The following is an 18369-nucleotide window of genomic DNA, read 5'->3' on the forward strand; positions in this document are numbered from 1 at the left end:
GGCTCGCGTTCGTGTGCGTGAGGCCACGGGCTCGCGTGGGTGAGGGCACGTCCCGGAGTGGGTGACGGCACGCCCCCGGGTGGACGAAAAGCAGGGTGGCCGGCACGACAGAAGGCGGCCACCCTCCGGTGGCCGCCTTCTGTATTTAGTGTGGAGCGCTCCTACTCGGGGCGGCTGCTGAGGATCTGGTCCACGCCCATCCGGCCCTCGGCGAAGCTGCGCAGCGCGCCCACCAGGTAGAGCCGCCAGACGCGGACGATCTCCTCGCCCATCATGGCGACGGCGGCGTCGTGGTTCTCCTCGAACCGCTCGTACCAGGCCTCCAGGGTGTAGACGTAGTGCCGGCGCATGCCCTGGACGCCCTCAATCTCCAGCCCGGCGTCCTCCAGGAAGCCCAGCGTCTCCCCCACCGGACGCATGTGCATGTCCGGCGCGATGAAGGATTCGATGAAGGGGCCTCCGCCGGGGTGCTTGCCGTGGCGGGACATCTGCTGGATCAGGACCTTGCCGCCGGGCTTGACGTTGTTGAACAGCGCGGCCGCGTAGACCGGGTAGTTCTTCTGGCCCACGTGCTCGCCCATCTCCAGGGAGGCGACGGCGTCGAACGGGCCGTCCGGGATTTCCCGGTAGTCCTGGACGCGGATGTCGACGCGACCCTCGAGCCCGCGTTCCTTGACCCGGCGGTCGATGAACGCCTTCTGCTCCACGGAGAGGGTGACGCCCACGACGTCGACGCCGTAGTGCTGGGCCGCGTGCAGGCTCAGCGAGCCCCAGCCGCAGCCGATGTCGAGCATCCGCATGCCGGGCTTGAGCCCGATCTTGCGGCAGACCAGGTCCAGCTTGTCCCGTTGCGCGTCCTCGAGCCCGTAGCCCTCGGCGGCGTGGCTGTCTTCGAGGTGGTTGGTCCAATACCCGCTGGAGTAGGCCATCTGCGGGTCGAGGATCAGCTCGTAGTAATCGTTGCTGAGGTCGTAATGGTGGCTGATGGCGGCACGGTCCCGGAGCAGGCTGTGCAGCCGGCCCTTGACCTTGGCCTGGCTGGCCGGCGGCTCGGGCGGGGCGCCCAGGGCTCCGGCTTCCTTGGCGATCCTGGCCACGCCGGCCAGCAGGGCCGGGGTGGGGCGGATGCCGGCAAGGTTGCGGTCCCGGACCACTTTCCAGATGTGGGCCAGGGCCGAGTTGAGGTCGCCATCGAGGTCGAGTTCGCCGGTGACGTAGGCCTGCGCGGCGCCGAGCTCCCCGGGCGCCCAGAGCAGGCGCCGGATCGCGGCGGGCGAGTTCAGCCGCACCGTGGGGGCGCCGGCCGGACCGGCCTCGCTGCCGTCCCAGACGACCAGCCGCACCGGCAGTTCGCCGCGGACCACCGGGCGCAGGACCTCGGCGATGGTGCCGGCCAGTCCCCCGCTCACTTGGTGCCCCGCTCGTGAGCCGAGGCCTGGGTGGCAGCGGCCTTGGCGGCGGAGGCCCGGGTGGAGACCTTGTCCAGCACGATCTGCTGCACGTTCAGGTATCCGGTTTCGAACCCGGCCCGCGAGTAGCAGAGGTAGAACAGCCACATCCGCTGGAAGATCTCGTCGAAGCCCAGGGCGCGGACGTCGCCGCCCCGGGCCATGAACCGCTCCTCCCAGAGGCGCAGTGTCTGCGCGTAGTGCTCACCCATGGCGAGGCGTTCGCGGACCCGGAGGCCGGTCTGCTTCTCGGTGATCTCTTCGATGGCGCGGACTGAAGGGATCACGCCGCCCGGGAAGATGTACTTGTGCACCCAGGTGTAGCTGGTGCGGGTGGCGATCAGCCTGTCGTGGCCGATGGTGATGGCCTGGATGGCCACCTTGCCACCGGGCGCCAGAACCCGCTCGATGGTCTTGAAGTAGGTTGCCCAGTACTCGTAGCCCACGGCCTCGATCATCTCGACGGAGACAATCGCGTCGTACTGGCCCTGCACGGCGCGGTAGTCCTTGAGGTCAATGGTGACGGCGTCGGCGTACCCGGCCTCGGCCACCCGCTTCCGGGCGAGCTCCTGCTGTTCGCTGGAGAGCGTGACGGAGTAGACGGTGGCCCCCCGGGCGGCCGCGCGCAGGGCCAGCTCGCCCCAGCCGGTGCCGATTTCGAGGACCCGGGTGCCCGCGGTGACGCCGGCCTTGTCCAGCAGCCGGTCGATCTTGGCCTGCTGTGCCGCGGCGAGGTCGTCCCAAACCACGGCGCGCAGCGCGTCGCCACTTTCGGGGAACAGCGCGCTGGAGTAGGTCATGGTGCTGTCGAGGAAGGTCGCGAACAGGTCATTCGAGAGGTCGTAGTGCCGGGAAATGTTCGAGCGGGTGTTCTGCTCGGTGTTCTTCTCTGTCCGGGGCGTGCGGGGCAGGTAGAGCCCGCGGAGCTTCTGCAGCGGCTCGGGCACCAGCTTCCCCACCCGGGCGGCGAAGACCTCCATCACGGCGGTGAGGTCATCGGCGTCCCAGTCGCCGGCCATGTAGGACTCGCCCAGGCCGATCAGTCCGCCGTCGCCCAGGCGGGCCGCAAAGTCGTCGGGACGGTGCATGGTCATGATCGGGTGACCCTGGCCGGCCTCGCCCAGGACGGAGCCGTCCGGGTAGCGGACCTCCAGGGGCAGCCGCTGCACGGCGGTGCGGAAGATGGCGTCGGCCACGCGGCCGGCCACCTTGGCCTTGATCCCGGCGGGGACGGTGGCGATGCTCGGCCAGATGGCGGCGTCGACGACGGCGGGTGCCGGGGGCACGGTGTACGGCACCGGGGATCCGGCGGGGGCCGGAGCGAAGTCGCGTTCCTGGGATCCCTGCGGGGATCCGGTCGCTTCGGTCATGGTCACTGGACTGCCTCCTGTGAGGGGTGGTGTGGTCTTTTGATGATGGGCAGGCGTCGCGCCCAAAGTTTGATGCCCTGCCAGCGGATCTGGGCCGCTACCCGCAGCGGGGCCAGCGGGACAGCGATCGCCGCGGCGAGGATGTTGGCTGTGGTGGCCGGGCTGCGGGTGCCGTCCATGGTGGCGATGAAGGGCTTCTGCCCCTCGCGTTCCAGGACGATTGAGACCGCCAGCCGGTCGCCGGGTTCGGGGACCTTCATCCGGTACCGGCCGTCGACGTCATTAAACGGTGAGACGTAGAACGCCTTCGGCACGGTGGCCCGGCCGGCGCCGTCGGTCTCCAGCAGGTAGCAGTGCCGCTCCCCGTAGGTGTTGTGCACCTCGGCGACGACGCAGCGCAGCTCCCCGGCGGCGTCGTGGCACCAGAACAGGCTCAGCGGGTTGAACACGTGGCCGAAGACGCGGGCACTGGCCAGCATGGTAATCCGGCCGCCGCCCAGGTCTATGCCCTGGGTGGCGAGGTAGCGTTCGACGTTGCCGCGGAGTGTCCCGTCGGGGTCACCCAGATGGTCCGCGGCGGTAAAGCCCGCCAGCGGCCGGAGCGGCCGGGGCAGCTCCGGGAGAGCGTCGACGTCGACGTACCAGCTGTAGCTGCGGTAGGTGAAGGCGTTGTGCAGCGGGGTGCGACGGACGTGCGAGATGGACGTCCGGTAGATGGCGGCACCGCTGTTCACAGGACCCCGGCTCACAGGCCCTCCGCGGCCGGGGACAGTTCGGCGTTGCGGGTGCCCTGACCGTCGGCTTCCCAGTCGCGGCCCAGCCGGGCGGCGGCCCGGACGCCGGAAAGCGCGCCGTCCTCGTGGAAACCCCAGCCGTGGTAGGCGCCCGCGAACGCCAGCCGGTCATCACCCAGGCCCAGGATGCGTTCCTGCGCCCGGAGCGAGTCCGGCGTGTACTGCGGGTGTTCGTAGACCATCTGCTCCAGCACCGTGCCGTCCCCGATCAGTTCGGATTCGCCCAGGCTGACAATGTAGCGCTTGCCGTCCACCGGCTCCAGCCGCTGCAGACGGGTCATGTCATAGCTGACCAGCACGCGGTCCGGCCGGGCGTCGCAGGCGGGCAGCCGGTAGTTCCAGGAGGCCTTGGCGTTTTCGCTGGCGGGGAGCACGGCGTCGTCGCGGTGGAAGACGGTCTGGTTGACCGAGTAGGGCATGCCGCCCAGGGCGTCGCGTTCTTCGTCCGTGGCGTCGGCCAGCATGCCCAGGGCCTGCGCCGGGTGCGTGGCGATGACGACGGCGTCGAAGTTCTCCGCCGTCTCGGCGCCGGCGGCGTCGCGGGTGGTGACTTCCAGGCCGCCGGGGTGGCGCCGGACCCGCAGGACCGGGCTGCCGGTGCGGACGTCCGGCAGGGCGGCGGCGACCTTGTCCACGTAGCTGCGGGAGCCGCCGGTGACCGTGCGCCACTGCGGGGAGCCCTTGATGCCGAGCAGGCCGTGGTGGCCGAGGAAGGTGAAGAGGTAGCGCGCCGGGTAGGCCAGGGCGGTCGACGGGTCGCAGGACCAGACGGCGCTGACCACGGGCGTCATGAAGTGGGCGATGAAGTAGTCGCTGAACTTCTCCTGGGCCAGGAACTCGCCGAGGGTCAGTTCGGGGCCGGCGGTGCCGGTCTTGTCCGCCTCCGCCAGCAGGGCCCGGGCGCGGCGGTAGAAGCGGGTGACTTCCAGCAGCATCCGCAGGTAGCGCCCGCGCAGCAGGGTGGAGGGCCGGGGAATGATGCCGCGGGCACCGCCCCGGGCCCCCGCGTACTCCAGGCCGCAGCCGTCGCAGCGGATGGACATGCTCATTTCGGAGTCCTGGGTCTGGACGCCGAGTTCCCGGAAGAGCCGCAACAGGGTGGGGTAGGTCCGTTCGTTGTGGACGATGAAGCCGGTGTCGATGCCCAGCACGGAGCCGTCCGCCTGGCGCACGTCATGGGTGTGGGCGTGCCCGCCGAGCCGGGTATCGGCCTCGAAGAGCGTGACCTGGTCGCGCCGGTTCAGCACGTAGGCCGCCGTCAGGCCGGCCACGCCACTGCCGATCACGGCAACCCGGCGTCCGTCCGGGATGCTTGCTGCTTGCTGCACTGGTTGCTCCTGTTGCTTCGCCTGAATCGTCCTGGTGGAACTTGCTAAGGGCAATTCGTCACCGCGAGGCAGCCGGATGAGTCTTACTTTTCCGGCGGACGCCTAGGACCAATGTGCCAGAATGAAGCGGGATTTCGCTCCCGCCCCACCGCAAACACCGAAGGGCAATTCCGTGATCAACCCCGTTCACCTCAGGACGCTCGTCGAAGTGGTTCGGTTGGGGTCCTTTGCGGCGGCCGCCACCCGGCTGGGCTACACCTCCTCGGCGGTCTCCCAGCAGATGTCCGCCCTGGAACGGGACACCGGGGTGGAGCTGTTCCAGCGGTCGGCCCGGAGCATCCAGCCCACCGACGCCGCCGTCACCATGACCCGGCACGCGGCGAAGGTGCTGACCGACATCGACGCGCTCATGGCGGCCGCGGCCCGCACGAACGAGAGCCCCCGCCAGGAGCTGCGGCTGGGCATCTTCCCCTCCCTGGCCACCTACGTGCTGCCCCGGATCCTGCAGAACCCGGCGTGGAAGAAGCTGGGCATCGAGCTGCGGGTTTCCGTCGCCGAACCCGGACAGACCATCCAGGGCCTGCGCACCGGTGGCGAGCTCGACGTCGCCCTGGTCTACCAGGTGGGCCAGTCCGGCCTGGCCTGGCCGCACACGGTCAACCGGCAGTGGATCGGCGACGACGACTTCCGCGTGGTGCTGCCCGCCGGCTGGGGCATCGGCCCGGAATCAAAGGTCGCCGCCGACCACCTCTCGGACATGCCGTGGATCATGCACCACCCGGGCACCTCGGACGCCACCGTGATCGAGCGGCTGTTCGCCAGCTGCAACCTGCACCCCCGGGTGGTGGCTTACAGCGACGACTTCCACGCCAGCCTGGAGATGGCCGCCGCCGGCCTGGGCGCGGCGCTGGTCCCGGAACTGGCCCTGCTGCACCGGCCCGACGGCGTCGTGGTCCTGGACGTCCCCGAGATCAGGCTGGCGCGCAACGTCTTCGCGTTGCTGCCGAAGGAGAAGCAGACCGCCCAGGTGCAGCTGTTCGTGGAGCTGCTGGCCGACACCCTGCAGAAACTGGGCACCACGCGCCGCGACTAGTCCGTTATCGCGGCCCCCGCCCCGGGGCTAGCTGCTCTGGTTCCCGCCGTGGTTCCTGCCCGGGTTCTTTCCCGCCGGGGACACGAAGCTGCTGATCAGCCGGTGCTTGAGGCGGGTGTAGGGCGGGAAGATCAGTCCGAGGGTTTCCGGCCACAGCGGCTTGGACAGGCTGGCCCGCTCGTGCGAGAAGGTCTTTAGCGAGTGCTCGCCGTGGTAGGCGCCCATCCCGCTGCCGCCCACGCCGCCAAACGGCAGGCCGGGAACGGTCAGGTGCGCCACCGGGACGTCGAAGCACAGCGCCCCGGAGGAGGTCTGCTCGGAAAACGCCCGGCGCGTGCCGGCGTCGTCGCTGAAGACGTAGAGCGCCAGTGGCTTGGGCCGGGCGTTGATGGCGCTGATCGCCTCACCGGGGCCGCTAACCTCCAGCAGCGGCAGCAGCGGACCGAAGATCTCCTCCCCCATCACCGCGTCGCCGGGCGCGGGCCGGAGCAGCGTCGGCTCGAAGTACCGGGTGGCCGCGTCCCGGGCCCCGCCGTGCACCACGGTGCTGCCGTCCGCGAGCGCGGCGAGCCGGTCAAAGTGCCTGTCGTTGATGATCCGGCCGTAGGAGTCGCTCGAGGCCGCGTCCTTGCCGAACAGGGCGGTGACGGCCGTGGCCAGTTCCCGTTGCAGCGGATCGATCACCTCGGCGGTGGCCAGCACGTAGTCGGGGGCCACGCAGGTCTGGCCGGCGTTCATGAACCGGCCCCAGGCAAGCCGCCGGGCCGCCTTGGCCAGGTCCGTGGTGGCGTCCACGTAGGCCGGGGACTTCCCGCCGAGTTCCAGCGTGACCGGGGTCAGGTGCTCCGCCGCGGCGCGCAGCACGGCCTTGGCCGCCACCTCCCCGCCGGTGAAGAAGATGTGGTCGAAGGGGACGGCCAGCAGTTCCGTGGTTTCCGGGATGCCGCCCTCCACGACCTGCACTGCGCCGGCCAGGTACTCCGGGACCCACCGGGCCAGGGCCGCGGAGGTGGCGGGGGCGTGCTCGCTGGGCTTGAGGATCACCGTGTTGCCCGCGGCGAGGGCGCCGGCCAGCGGGGCGAGCAGCAGCTGCAACGGGTAGTTCCACGGCCCGATCACCAGCACCACTCCCAGTGGGGTCAGCTCGGTCCAGGCCCTGGCCGGCTGCACGGAGAGCGGGACGGGCACCGGCCGCGGGCGCAGCCAGGCAGCGAGGTGTTTTTCCAGGTGCGCGGCCTCGGCGGTGACGAAGCCGATCTCCGTCATCTGCGATTCGGTCTCGTGCTTGCCCAGGTCCGCGGAAAGGGCCTGCGCGAACTCGGCCCGGCGTTCCACCAGCATGCGGCGCAGGGCGGCGAGCTGCTGGAGCCGCCACTGCAACGGCCGGGTCACCCCGCTGTCGAACTCTTCGCGGGCGCGGGCGACGGCGGCGGCTACGGTCTGCATCCGATCAATGTACCGTCACCGCACCCGTCCCGGACTGCGGTTTCAGGTAAATTCTGCTAAATCCCGGTGATGCTGGAACAGCCACCGGTTCAGGGCTATGTTGAAGACATGAGCAAGGTATCCAGCCGGCATTTTGGAGAAATCGAGCTCAACCACGGGCGCGACCATAACTTCGCCGCCACCCATGAACTGGCCGGCCACCCGCTGGAACTGGACCTGAACGTCAACGCCCATGACCACTTTGACGAGGCGGCCCTGCACAAGGTGGACTACCGCTTGCGCTTCCTGCCCGAGGTGGTGGACCAGGTGCGGGAAATGATCGCCGAGGAGCTGGACCAGGAGGGCAGCAGCCCGCAGGAGTACCTGCGCTTCCACTGCAACGCCCTCAAGCCCGAACACCTGCGGCAGGTCTTCGGCGTCGAGGACAAGTCCCAGCTGACCAATCAGGTCTTCCTCAAGGCCCTCAAGCTAGGCCACGTGGGCATCTATCCCGGCCAGCCCGAACGCTACTTCGTCCTCGACTTCACCCTGGGCGCGCACTTCACCGATGAGGTACTGGTGGCCTCCACCGACGAGGACGGGGTCGTCGACGACGAGATCCTCTGGGAGTCCTGAGCAGGCCCCCGGCCGGAAGCCCCTCCCCCGCGGACGCGGCGGGGTCTATCCTGCTGGCATGATCCAGCTTCCAGCCAGTTACCAGGAGTACCTCGCAGGCAAGAGCGAGGGCATTGTGAACACCGTCCGGCCGGTCCTCATGCAGTCCGCGGCGGACAGGTCCCACGGGGTGCGGGTGGTGGTCCACCCGCACGATCATCAGGCCCACATCGACGAAACCCTGCCGTTCGGCACGGTCCTGGAGGACATCGACTGACGCCGTTCACCGGCGGCAGGTCCTCAGCGGGCGTCAGCCCTCCAGCAGCAGCCTCTGGGAGCGCGGGGCGAGCATGTGCTCCAGCACCAGGCAGGCGGCCCCGACAGCGCCGACGTCGTCGCCCACGCCCGTGCTGACCACCTCCACGCCGTGGATCTTGCCGGTGTCGCTGTTGCCTGCCACGAGCCCGGGGACCAGCTCCAGGTAGGCCGGGGCGAGGCAGGTCCAGAACGGGCCGCCGAAGACGACGCGGTCCACGTCCAGGGCGTTGATCACCGCGGCCACGGCGCGGCTGACCAGCACGGCCGAGTCGCGGAGGATGCCGACGGCGCCCTCGTGGCCGCCGTAGGCCATGGCGCACAACTCGGCGAAACGCTCCTGAACGGCGGGGGCGCTGTGGCCCTCCTCGGGGCCGTCCAGCACGCCGGTGGCGACGGCCTTGGCCACCAGCACCTGCGGGATGGCGGAGGACTTCACGCAGCCGCGCTGGCCGCAGTCGCACTCGGGACCGTCCGGGTCCACGATCACGTGGCCGATCTCGCCCGCGTTGCCGGAGACGCCGCGGACCACTTCGCCGTTGAGGACCAGGCCGCAGCCGATGCCGGTGCCCATGTACATGAAGAGAAAGCTGCCGGCACCGCTGGGGCCCCCGGCCCAGGTCTCGGCGACGGCGGCGCTGGTGACGTCCTTGTCCAGGATGGTGGAGAGGCCGGTGGCCTCGGCCAGGGCGTCGCGGAGGTTCACGCGGTCCCAGCCCGGCAGCAGCGGCGGGTCGACGACCGCGCCGGCCACCAGGTCGATGGGTCCGGGCGAGGCGACGCCCAGGCCGGCGATCTTGGCCCGGTCCACGCCCGAGTCGTCGATCAGCTGTTTGATCTCGGCGGCGATGGTGTCGATGATGGCGCCGGGTTCGCTCCCGTCGGGCGTCGGGATCCGGGTGTGCCGGACGACGTCGCCCACCAGGTCCAGCAGGACGAACGTGAGGACGGCGGGGTCCACGTGCACGCCGACGGCGTACATGCCGGCCGGGTTCAGCCGCAGCATGGTGCGGGGCTTACCGGGGCCGGTGCCCTCCTTGCCGGCCTCGACGATCAGGCTCTGGTCCAGGAGGCGGCGGGAGATGTTGGAGATGGTCTGCGGGGAGAGCCCGACGATCTGGGCCAGCTCCACCCGGCTCAGTCCCGCCGGGGAACGGCGGATCGCGTCCAGGATGACGGTGAGGTTGAAGTCGCCCATCCGTGGGAGGTTCGTTCCCCGCCGCGGCGAGGGTGTGCGGCTCTCAGTCACTGGTACCTCTCAACGTCATCGGGCAAGTACTGCTGATGAGGGAAATGCTACGTCACCGGCCTGTTGCTGCCACACAGGCAGCCGTCACGTTCGCGCGGATTACGCGGGCCGGCGGGTGCTGGCGGTGACGGTGAACTTCGGGTTCCGGCCCGCCTCGCGGGTGGGACCCACCAGGCGCTCCAGGGCGGGCCGGTACTGCAGGTGACTGTTGTAGACGGTCCAGAGTTCTCCCCCGGGCGCCAGCACCCGGGCGGCGGCCTCGATCAGCTTGAGGCCGGCGCCGGCGTGCACGGCCGAGCCCAGGTGGAAGGGCGGGTTGAGCAGCACCAGGTCCACCGAGGCGTCGGGCAGGGTGCTCAGGGCGTCGTCCCGCAAACCCGTCACGCTCGTGATTCCGTTGGCGCGCGCGGTGGCCAGGGCGGAGTCGACGGCGGCGGCGGAGCGGTCCGTGGCGGTGACGCGGGACTCCGGGTGGCTCCGGGCATAGAGGGCGGCGAGGATGCCGGTGCCGCAACCGAGGTCGACGGCGTGCCGGGCGGCCGGCATCTGCGGCAGGAAGTCCAGGAGGAAGCGGGTGCCGATGTCCAGCCCGGTGCCGGCGAAGACCGCACCGCGGGCGCAGACCGTGAGGTCCAGGCCCGGGTGGTGCTCTGACACCGGGTACGGCGGCTCCCCCACGGCCGGCTTCGGGCCGCGGGCCACCAGCACGCGGGACTTTTGCCGCGCGAGCTGGGGCTGGACCTCCGCGAAGGAGCGGGCCAGGACCGCGTTCATGCCCAGGCTCATGTGCTTGACCCGGCCGCCGGCCAGCAGAACGGCGCCGGGGGCGGCGTGGCGCGCGACGGCGTCGGCGATCTCCTCCAGTTCGGCGAGGGAGCGGGGCAGCTGGAGCAGCACCAGGGAGGCGCCGTCGACGGCGTCGGACAGGGTGGTCTGGATGAAACCGCCGGTGAGGCCCGCAGCGTCGGCGTTGCGCCGCAGGGCGCGTTCGCCCGTGATGAGGTCCTGATGGACCCGGACCGCCGGTGTCGCCGGGTCAGTGCCGCCGTCGGCGGTCCCCAGCGCGAGGAGGCCGAGGGTCAGAGCGCCGTAGTTGTCGCCGATGACCGCCACCGATCCGCCGTCGTGGAAGCCGGCAGCGGTGTCCAGCAGCAGGCGGTCGGTGGCGTCCCAGGCCTGGAGGTTGGGGGCCTCCACGTCAGGGAAGCGCCGCAGTCCGGCGAAGAGCTGGTCGAGGGGATGGTCCGACACGTCCGGTTTCCGCCGTTTCGTCATGGTGGGTGGGGTGGCCGAAGGGTTAAAGCGGTGAGGCCCCGCTCAATGAGCGGGACCTCGTTCGGTGGAGCTGAGGGGACTCGAACCCCTGACCCCCTGCATGCCATGCAGGTGCGCTACCAGCTGCGCCACAGCCCCGAACCGTTTCCTGCCGATCCGGTTTTTTATGCCGTTCCGATCAAGCAACCTGATTAGAGTAATGCACTTTCGTCCGGGATGCTAATCGGCGCCCGGCGGGCGTGTCCCGGCTGGTTTCCGGGGGGCTTCGCGGGATTCCGGAGCGCATCCGGGCAATAAAAAAATCCGCCGGAACCTGTTGGTTCCGGCGGATTACGGTGGAGCTGAGGGGACTCGAACCCCTGACCCCCTGCATGCCATGCAGGTGCGCTACCAGCTGCGCCACAGCCCCGTATTCTCGCCGCTTCGACCTCGTTCCCGCCGAAGCAACTCAAATATCTTAGAACACCACTTCCGAAAATTCCAAATCGGGAATATTCACGGTGCGGCCGCCCCGGAGGGCGTGCCGCTACTCCGCGTCGGTGCCGGCAGCGGCCTTCGCAGACGCATCGTCGCCGAGCTGCAGGTCGACCACGGGGCAGTCCTTCCAGAGGCGCTCGAGGGCGTAGAAGACCCGGTCCTCTTCATGCTGGACGTGGATGACGACGTCGGCGTAGTCCAACAGCACCCAGCGGCCGCCGGAGCGCCCCTCACGGCGGACGGGCTTGAGGTCGTGCTTGGACAGCTCGTCCTCGATGCCGTCGACGATCGCGTTGACCTGGCGTTCGGACGGGGCCGAGGCGATGAGGAAGACGTCGGCCAGGGCGAGGCGTTCACTGACGTCGAGCGCCACGATGTCTTCGGCCAGCTTGTCCGCGGCCGCGTGGGCGGCGTGGCGGGCGGTGGTGATGGCTGAATCGGTTGCAGTCACGGGACTCCTTGTTGGTGATGAAACTTTGGTGAAACTCGGTGAATAGGGTGCCGGCCCGGGGCCGGACGGTGAAAGCTGGTGACGAGGGCGGGCGACGGGCAGGGACCGCGTCAGTGGCCCATGCCGGTGATGATCAGGATGACGCCGGCCACGAGGGCCAGGACGCCGAGGGCCAGGACGCTGAGCTGCAGCAGGTGCAGCCGCCGCGCCCGGCCGAGCCCGGCGGTGGAGGCGTCCAGCGGGTCCAGTCCGTAGGCGGCGTTGGCGGCGACCGGCGGACGGGCGGCCAGGTCTTCCTGCGCCTGCGTGTCCTGGACCTGGTCCCCTGCTGCGGGACGCCGGCCGGCCTTGGCCGCGGCTTCGGCCCGGGCCAGGACCCCGGTGCGGCCGGCGTCGCGCTGCTGCTTGGCCGGACGGCGGCCGGTGCGGGGCTGGACTTTCGGACCCTGGTTGGTTACGAGCGGCACGTAGGAGGTCGCCGGGCGCTTCATCACCGGGCGTTCCATGCCGGGCACCTCGACGAATTCCAGCGGGGTGACCATGGCCAGGTTGCTGGCCGTGGAGGGCCCGTTGTCCGGGGCGCCGGGTTTGGGGGCGGATCCCTCGGCCCCCGCCTCCGGGACGCCGGCGGTGGTCCGGGGTGCCTGCTGGCTGTTCTGCTCGGCAAGCTTCTGCTTGGCCGCGGCGCGCCGGTTCAGGACGGCGGCCCGCTCGGCCAGGGCGATCTGCTGCGCCAGGACCTCGGGGTCGACGGCGTCGGGGTCGGTGGCGGCAATGTGCTCCATCTTCGCCACCTGGTTGCGGGCCTGGGCTGCCAGGAGTTCCCGGGCGGCAAGGGCCTGCTCGACGCTCATGCCCTCCGGGGCGGCCGGTGCTTCCGGAGCGTCCGCCGTTTCGGGAGCCTGCTGCGGAGCCGCTTCGGGTGGGGCGTCCCGCTTCGGAGCCACCACCGGGTGCCGCTGCGTCCGCGGCGAGGGCATCGGCACGATCGGGTTGGCCGACGTGGCCGGAGCCGTTTCCTCGGCCAGCTGCTGGAGGCGCAGCTGCCGGCGGGTGGGCGGGCCGCCCGGGGAGAGCTGGCCCTCCTTCTCGGCGAGTTCCTTGATGGTGCGCAGGGCGGCCCGGTCACGGGCACGGACCTGGGAGGACCGCTCGGCGGGCGACTCGCGGCGCACGGTGTCTACCGGGCCGGGGATCCGGCGGCGGCCGGTGGTCTCGGCCTCGGTGGGTTCCACGGGCCGGGACTGCCGTGCAGCGGCGGCGTTCTCCGGGGAGCCGGAACCGGCGCCGGCACTCCCCGGGTTCCCGGGGGTATCGGCGCTCCCGGAGTTATCCGGTTCCGCTGCCTGCCGTTCATCCCTGGCACGGCGCAGTTCGCGTCGGCTGCGGATGGGAGGCTGTTCCTGACTCATGGGAGGCTCACTCGGTACTGGCGGTTAGGTGTGGTTGGAGGACGGGGCGGACCTGGTGGACGTCCAGTTCCGTTTCCGGCTGGCCGTCGTAGAGCCCGTACTTGGCGATGTACTGCACCACGCCGTCGGGCACCAGGTACCAGACGGGGTTGCCGGCGGCCACGCGGGCGCGGCAGTCCGTGGACGAGATCGCCATCGCCGGAATCTCCAGGAGCGTGACGTCGTCGCGGCCCATGCCGTCCAGGACGTGGCCGGGACGCGTCACCCCGACGAAGTGCGCCAGCGACCAGAGCTCGTTGATGTCCTTCCAGGAGAGGATCTGCGCCAGGGCGTCCGCTCCGGTGATGAAGAACAAGTCCGCGTCGGGACGCTGCGTGTGCAGGTCCCGCAGGGTGTCGATGGTGTACGTCGGACCGGGCCGGTCGATGTCCACGCGGCTGACCGTGAAGCGCGGATTGGACGCTGTGGCAATGACGGTCATCAGGTACCGGTGCTCGGCCTGGGTGACCTTTTTGCTGCTCTTCTGCCACGGCTGCCCGGTGGGTACGAACACCACCTCGTCGAGGCCGAACTTGGCCGCGACCTCGCTGGCGGCCACCAGGTGCCCGTGGTGGATCGGATCGAACGTGCCGCCCATCACACCCAGGCGCAGGCGGCGTGTTGCGCCGTGCGGCTTCATGATGGCGGAAATATTAGTGGCCTTGGCCGTGGTCGTGCTTGTTCGGGTGCTGGCGGTGCGGGTCAGCGTGCTCTTCGACGGCGCTGTGGCGCTTGCCCAGGTTGCCGTAGGAAAGAGTGATGAACATCAGGACCAGGAGGAGCACGAACATCGTGCCGCCGATCACGTAAGGCGGCGCGATGAGCGGAGCGGGTTCTTCGTGCGCCACTGCTGCGGCAACGGACGTGGCGATCTGCTGAAACAGCATGTTCTCCCCTAGTGAGTTCTACAAATGGACGACGGCGGAGGATCCCGCCGTTCCTGGCTTTAGTCCATGGTACCGCGTGACTAGGCCCGGACCTGGCCCTCGCCCTGCACGATCCACTTGGTGGTGGTGAGTTCGGTCAAGCCCATCGGACCGCGGGCGTGCAGCTTCTGGGTGGAGATCCCCACCTCGGCGCCCAACCCCAGCTCGCCGCCGTCGGTGAACCGGGTGGAGGCGTTGACGATCACCGCGGCGGAATCAATCTCCGCGATGAAGCGCTCGGCGTTGGCGAGGTCGTTGGTGACGATCGCCTCGGTGTGGCCGGTGGACCAGGAGCGGATGTGGGCCAGTGCCTCGTCCATGCTGTCGACCATGGCTACGGCGAGGTCCAGGTCCATATACTCGGTGGCCCAGTCCACGTCCGTGGCGGACACGGTCTCCACCGAGGGCAGCGCGGCGGTGACGCGGGCGTCGGTGTGCAGGGTGACCCCGGCGGCCCGGAGGGCGTCGGCGACGGCGGGCAGCACGGTGGACCCCGAGTGCACCAAGAGGGTTTCGACCGTGTTGCAGACGCTGGGCCGCTGGGTCTTGGCGTTGAGGAGGATCTCCACGGCCATCTTCTCGTCCGCGGAGGCGTCGAGGAAGATGTGCACGTTGCCCTCGCCGGTCTCGATGACGGGGACGGCGGAGTTGGTCACGACGGTCTGGATCAGGTCCCGGCCGCCGCGTGGAATCAGGACGTCCACACGGCCGCGGGCCCGCATCAGCACGTTGGCGCCGTCGCGGCCGTATTCGTCGACGCTCTGGACGGCGTCCGCGGGCAGCCCAACGGAGACCAGGGCGTCGCGGAGGACGTTGATCAGGGCGATGTTGGTTTCGGCTGCGGCGCTGCCGCCGCGCAGGATCACGGCGTTGCCGCTCTTGAGCGCCAGTCCGGCGATGTCCACGGTGACGTTGGGGCGGGCCTCGTAGATGGCGGCGACGACGCCCATGGGCACGTTGACCTGCCGGAGCCGGAGCCCGTTCGGCAGGGTCTGGCCGCGCACCACGTTGCCCACGGGGTCGGGCAGGCCGGCGAGGTTATCCAGCGCCGCGGCGAGGGCTTCGATCCGGGCGTCGTTCAGCGTCAGCCGGTCCAGCAGCGCGGCGGAGGTGCCGTTGGCGCGGCCGGCGGCGACGTCCTTGGCGTTGGCGGCGAGGATGGTGCCCCGGTGCTCCAGGAGGGCGGCGCCGATGGCGCGCAGGCCGCGGTCCTTCCAGGCCCGGTTGGCGCGGGCCATCTCGCGCGAGGCGGCGCGGGACCGGTCGGCGATCGCGTGGACCGCGGCTTCGACACCCGGGGCCGCCGGCGGCAGGCCTGCGGCAGGCGTGTCGTTCAGGGGCAGGTCGGGGTGCGAAGTCAGGGCCTCAGTCATGCTCCAAGTTTAGGCGAGTGGGTGGGTCAGACCAGCACCAGGTCGTCAACATGAACAACTTCGCGCTCGTAGCCAGGGCCCAGGCTGCGGCCCAGGTCCATGGTGGAGCGTCCGAGCATCTGCGGCAGCTCCCCGGCGCCGTAGTTGACCAGCCCGCGGGCGATCACGGTGCCGTCGGCGCCGACCATCTCCACCGGGTCGCCGCTCTCGAAGTCCCCATGCACGGCGGTGATGCCGGCTGGCAGCAGGGAGGTGTGGCGTTCCCGGACGGCGCGGACGGCGCCGTCGTCGAGCACCAGCCGGCCCTGGACGGACGCGAGGTGCGCCAGCCATAGCAGCCGGATGGGCTTGCGGGCGCCGTTAACGGAGAACCAGGTGCCCACGTCCTCCCCCGCCAGTGCGGCGGCGGCGTTCGGGGTGGAGGTGACCAGGGCGTGGATGCCGGAGCCGGCGGCGATCGAGGCTGCCTCCACCTTGGTGACCATTCCGCCGGTCCCCACGCCGGCCTTGCCGGTGCTGCCAATCGAGACGCCCTCGAGGTCACGGGGGCCCGCGACGTGCGGGATCCTCCGGGCGCCGCGTGCGGGCGGCCCGTCGTAGAGGGAGTCGACGTCGGAGAGCAGCACCAGCGCGTCGGCGCGGACCAGGTGGGCCACCAGGGCGGCCAGCCGGTCGTTGTCGCCGAAGCGGATCTCGTGGGTGGCGACGGTGTCGTTCTCGTTGACCACGGGCACGACGCCGAGGTTCAGCAGCCGGTCCAGGGCGCGGAACGCGTTGGTGTGCTGGCTGCGGCGCATGAAGTCGTCCGCGGTCAGCAGGACCTGGCTGACAGTGACCCCGTGGGCGCCGAAGGCGTGGGTGTAGCGGGCCATGAGCAGGCCCTGCCCCACGCTCGCCGCGGCCTGCTGGGTGGCGAGGTCGCGGGGGCGCTTCTCCAGGCCCAGCGGTGCCAGGCCGGCGGCGATCGCGCCGGAGGAAACCAGGATGATCTCGGTTCCGGCGTTGCGCTTGTGCGCCAGGGCGTCGGCCAGGCCGGTCAGGGCCTCCTCGTCGATGCCGCCCTTGATGGACGTCAGCGAGGAGGAGCCGACCTTGACGACGATCCGGCGCGCGTCGGCCAGGAGTGCCCGGCCGGGAAATACTGCCGGCGTCACGTCGCCGGCCCGGGTGGCGTTACTGGTCATCGGCGTCGCCGAGTCCACTCTCCTTGAGCGGCTGCTGGGCGCGGCGGCCGCTGACCGATTCGGTCCAGATGCCGGCCTTGCGCTCGGCTTCCAGCTCGGCGCGGGCGGCGGCCTTGGCGTCGCGGCGTTCCTGCTGTTCCTCGCGCTTCTGGCCGCGGGTGGGCCGGTCGCCGATGTCCGCGAAGCGGATGTCGGTGCCGCGCGGGGAGGCCAGCAGTTCCGCGCCGGCCATCATGGTGGGCTCCCAGTCGAAGACGACGCCGTCGTCCTCGCCGATCACGACGGCGTCGCCGGGCTTGGCGCCCTGCTTGAACAGCTCGGTTTCGACGCCCAGCTTGGCCAGCCGGTCCGCGAGGTAGCCGATGGCTTCCTCGTTGGTGAAGTCGGTCTGCTTGACCCAGCGGACCGGCTTTTCGCCCAGGACGCGGAACAGCGGCTCCATGCCGCGTTCCTCGCGCCGGATGGTGAAGCCGGATTCGTTGACCGCGCGGGGGCGCAGCACCGGGGCGGCGACCTTCGGCGGGGTCGCGGCGACGGCATCGCGGGCGGCCTTGACGATCTCGGCCATGGCGAAGCCCAGCTGGCGCAGGCCCTCGTGGCTGGTGGCGGAGATTTCGAAGACGCGGTAGCCGCGCTTCTCCAGTTCGGGGCGGACGAACTCGGCCATGTCCTTGCCGTCGGGCAGGTCCACCTTGTTCAGGGCGACCAGCCGCGGGCGGTGATTCAGCGGAACGACCTCGCCGTCGGTGCCGGCGTAGCTCATGTCGACGGCGTACTTCTCCAGCTCGGCCTCGATCACGGCCAGGTCGGAGAGCGGGTCGCGGTCAGATTCGAGCGTGCCGCAGTCGAGGACGTGGACCAGGGCGGCGCAGCGTTCGACGTGGCGCAGGAAGTGGTGGCCGAGGCCCTTGCCCTCGCTGGCGCCCTCGATCAGGCCGGGCACGTCGGCGATGGTGAAGCGGACGTCGCCGGCCTGGACGACGCCGAGGTTAGGGATCAGGGTGGTGAAGGGGTAGTCCGCGATCTTGGGCCGCGCGGCGGACATGGCGGCGATCAGGCTGGACTTGCCGGCGGACGGGAAGCCGACCAGGGCGATGTCCGCGATGGACTTCAGTTCCAGGACGATGTCGCTGGATTCGCCCTCGATGCCGAGGAGGGCAAAGCCGGGGGCGCGGCGCTTCTGCGAGGACAGGGCCGCGTTGCCGAGGCCGCCGAGGCCGCCGGCGGCGGCGATGTATTCGGTGCCCTCCCCCACCATGTCGGCCAGGACGGTGCCGTCCTTGCTCTTGACGACGGTGCCTTCGGGAACGGGCAGGACCAGGGTCTCGCCGTTCTTGCCGCCGCGCCAGTCACCCATGCCGGGGCCGCCGTTGGTGGCGTGCCGGTGGGGGGCGTGGTGGTAGTCCAGGAGGGTGGTGGTCTGGGGGTCGACGCGGAGGATGACGTCGCCGCCGTTGCCGCCGTTGCCGCCGTCGGGTCCGCCGAGGGGCTTGAACTTTTCACGGTGGACGGAGACACACCCGTGACCGCCGGTACCGCCGGATACGTGCAGTACTACCCGGTCTACAAAGCTGGCCACGTGGATCTCCTCAGTG

Annotated in this window: 17 protein-coding genes and 2 tRNA genes; 3 read left to right on the plus strand and 16 right to left on the minus strand. The window is 70.4% G+C overall.

Features of this window, described 5'->3' with window-relative positions:
* Window positions 1–161: 161 nt before the first annotated feature.
* Genes AB0305_RS14025 through AB0305_RS14040 form a run of 4 tightly spaced genes read right to left on the minus strand, consistent with a single transcriptional unit; the run spans window position 162 to window position 4940 of the window.
* Window positions 162–1409 carry a cyclopropane-fatty-acyl-phospholipid synthase family protein gene (locus AB0305_RS14025; protein ID WP_364135236.1) on the minus strand — a complete coding sequence of 416 codons (1248 nt, stop codon included), beginning with the start codon at window positions 1407–1409 and terminating at the stop codon, window positions 162–164.
* Window positions 1406–2818 carry a class I SAM-dependent methyltransferase gene (locus AB0305_RS14030; RefSeq protein WP_364135799.1) on the minus strand — a complete coding sequence of 471 codons (1413 nt, stop codon included), beginning with the start codon at window positions 2816–2818 and terminating at the stop codon, window positions 1406–1408. Before AB0305_RS14030 ends, AB0305_RS14025 begins: the two co-directional genes overlap by 4 nt.
* Before the next feature lie 2 nt (window positions 2819–2820).
* On the minus strand, window positions 2821–3552 hold the full coding sequence (locus AB0305_RS14035) for a DUF1365 domain-containing protein (RefSeq protein WP_364135233.1): 732 nt from the start codon (window positions 3550–3552) through the stop codon (window positions 2821–2823).
* Window positions 3553–3563: 11 nt separating this feature from the next.
* Window positions 3564–4940 carry an FAD-dependent oxidoreductase gene (locus AB0305_RS14040; protein ID WP_364135231.1) on the minus strand — a complete coding sequence of 459 codons (1377 nt, stop codon included), beginning with the start codon at window positions 4938–4940 and terminating at the stop codon, window positions 3564–3566.
* A gap of 172 nt (window positions 4941–5112) precedes the next feature.
* On the opposite strand from AB0305_RS14040, the gene AB0305_RS14045 reads away from it, so the two are divergent.
* Window positions 5113–6033 (plus strand): LysR family transcriptional regulator, encoded by a 921-nt coding sequence (locus AB0305_RS14045; protein WP_364135228.1) that lies wholly within the window; start codon window positions 5113–5115, stop codon window positions 6031–6033.
* 27 nt (window positions 6034–6060) lie between these two features.
* On the opposite strand, the gene AB0305_RS14050 is transcribed toward AB0305_RS14045, so the two are convergent.
* Complete coding sequence (locus AB0305_RS14050; protein WP_364135225.1) at window positions 6061–7479, minus strand: aldehyde dehydrogenase family protein; 1419 nt, start codon at window positions 7477–7479, stop codon at window positions 6061–6063.
* Between the two features lie 108 nt (window positions 7480–7587).
* On the opposite strand from AB0305_RS14050, the gene AB0305_RS14055 reads away from it, so the two are divergent.
* Together AB0305_RS14055 and AB0305_RS14060 are read left to right on the plus strand one after the other, a co-directional pair.
* On the plus strand, window positions 7588–8094 hold the full coding sequence (locus AB0305_RS14055; protein ID WP_290257632.1) for a DUF2004 domain-containing protein: 507 nt from the start codon (window positions 7588–7590) through the stop codon (window positions 8092–8094).
* Between the two features lie 58 nt (window positions 8095–8152).
* Window positions 8153–8350, plus strand: a complete 198-nt coding sequence (locus AB0305_RS14060; protein ID WP_290257631.1) for a hypothetical protein — start codon at window positions 8153–8155, stop codon at window positions 8348–8350.
* A 33-nt stretch (window positions 8351–8383) separates the two neighbouring features.
* Here AB0305_RS14060 and AB0305_RS14065 read toward each other — a convergent pair whose 3' ends face one another.
* The 11 genes from AB0305_RS14065 to obgE form a co-directional block, all read right to left on the minus strand.
* Window positions 8384–9637, minus strand: a complete 1254-nt coding sequence (locus AB0305_RS14065; RefSeq protein ID WP_366173215.1) for an ROK family transcriptional regulator — start codon at window positions 9635–9637, stop codon at window positions 8384–8386.
* Window positions 9638–9736: 99 nt separating this feature from the next.
* Complete coding sequence (locus tag AB0305_RS14070; protein WP_364135220.1) at window positions 9737–10888, minus strand: methyltransferase; 1152 nt, start codon at window positions 10886–10888, stop codon at window positions 9737–9739.
* Window positions 10889–10977: 89 nt separating this feature from the next.
* A tRNA-Ala gene (locus AB0305_RS14075) sits at window positions 10978–11050 on the minus strand.
* A 198-nt stretch (window positions 11051–11248) separates the two neighbouring features.
* A tRNA-Ala gene (locus AB0305_RS14080) sits at window positions 11249–11321 on the minus strand.
* A gap of 117 nt (window positions 11322–11438) precedes the next feature.
* Window positions 11439–11840, minus strand: a complete 402-nt coding sequence (gene rsfS / locus AB0305_RS14085; RefSeq protein ID WP_290257628.1) for a ribosome silencing factor — start codon at window positions 11838–11840, stop codon at window positions 11439–11441.
* A 110-nt stretch (window positions 11841–11950) separates the two neighbouring features.
* The gene (locus AB0305_RS14090; protein WP_364135216.1) at window positions 11951–13252 is read right to left on the minus strand and encodes a hypothetical protein; all 1302 of its coding nucleotides are present in this window, start codon (window positions 13250–13252) and stop codon (window positions 11951–11953) included.
* Window positions 13253–13259: 7 nt separating this feature from the next.
* Window positions 13260–13931: a nicotinate-nucleotide adenylyltransferase gene (nadD, locus tag AB0305_RS14095; RefSeq protein ID WP_290257626.1), complete on the minus strand. Its 672-nt coding sequence runs from the start codon at window positions 13929–13931 to the stop codon at window positions 13260–13262.
* Between the two features lie 13 nt (window positions 13932–13944).
* The gene (locus tag AB0305_RS14100) at window positions 13945–14178 is read right to left on the minus strand and encodes a hypothetical protein (RefSeq protein WP_290257625.1); all 234 of its coding nucleotides are present in this window, start codon (window positions 14176–14178) and stop codon (window positions 13945–13947) included.
* Between the two features lie 80 nt (window positions 14179–14258).
* Entirely contained in the window at window positions 14259–15590 is a 1332-nt protein-coding gene (locus AB0305_RS14105) for a glutamate-5-semialdehyde dehydrogenase (protein ID WP_364135212.1), read from the minus strand.
* A gap of 26 nt (window positions 15591–15616) precedes the next feature.
* A complete protein-coding gene (proB, locus tag AB0305_RS14110) occupies window positions 15617–16774 on the minus strand; it encodes a glutamate 5-kinase (protein ID WP_364135209.1) in 1158 nt (385 codons plus the stop codon).
* Window positions 16764–18353 carry a GTPase ObgE gene (gene obgE, locus AB0305_RS14115; protein WP_364135206.1) on the minus strand — a complete coding sequence of 530 codons (1590 nt, stop codon included), beginning with the start codon at window positions 18351–18353 and terminating at the stop codon, window positions 16764–16766. Before obgE ends, proB begins: the two co-directional genes overlap by 11 nt.
* Between the last annotated feature and the right edge of the window lie 16 nt (window positions 18354–18369).

Source organism: Arthrobacter sp. NPDC080086, from assembly GCF_040702285.1.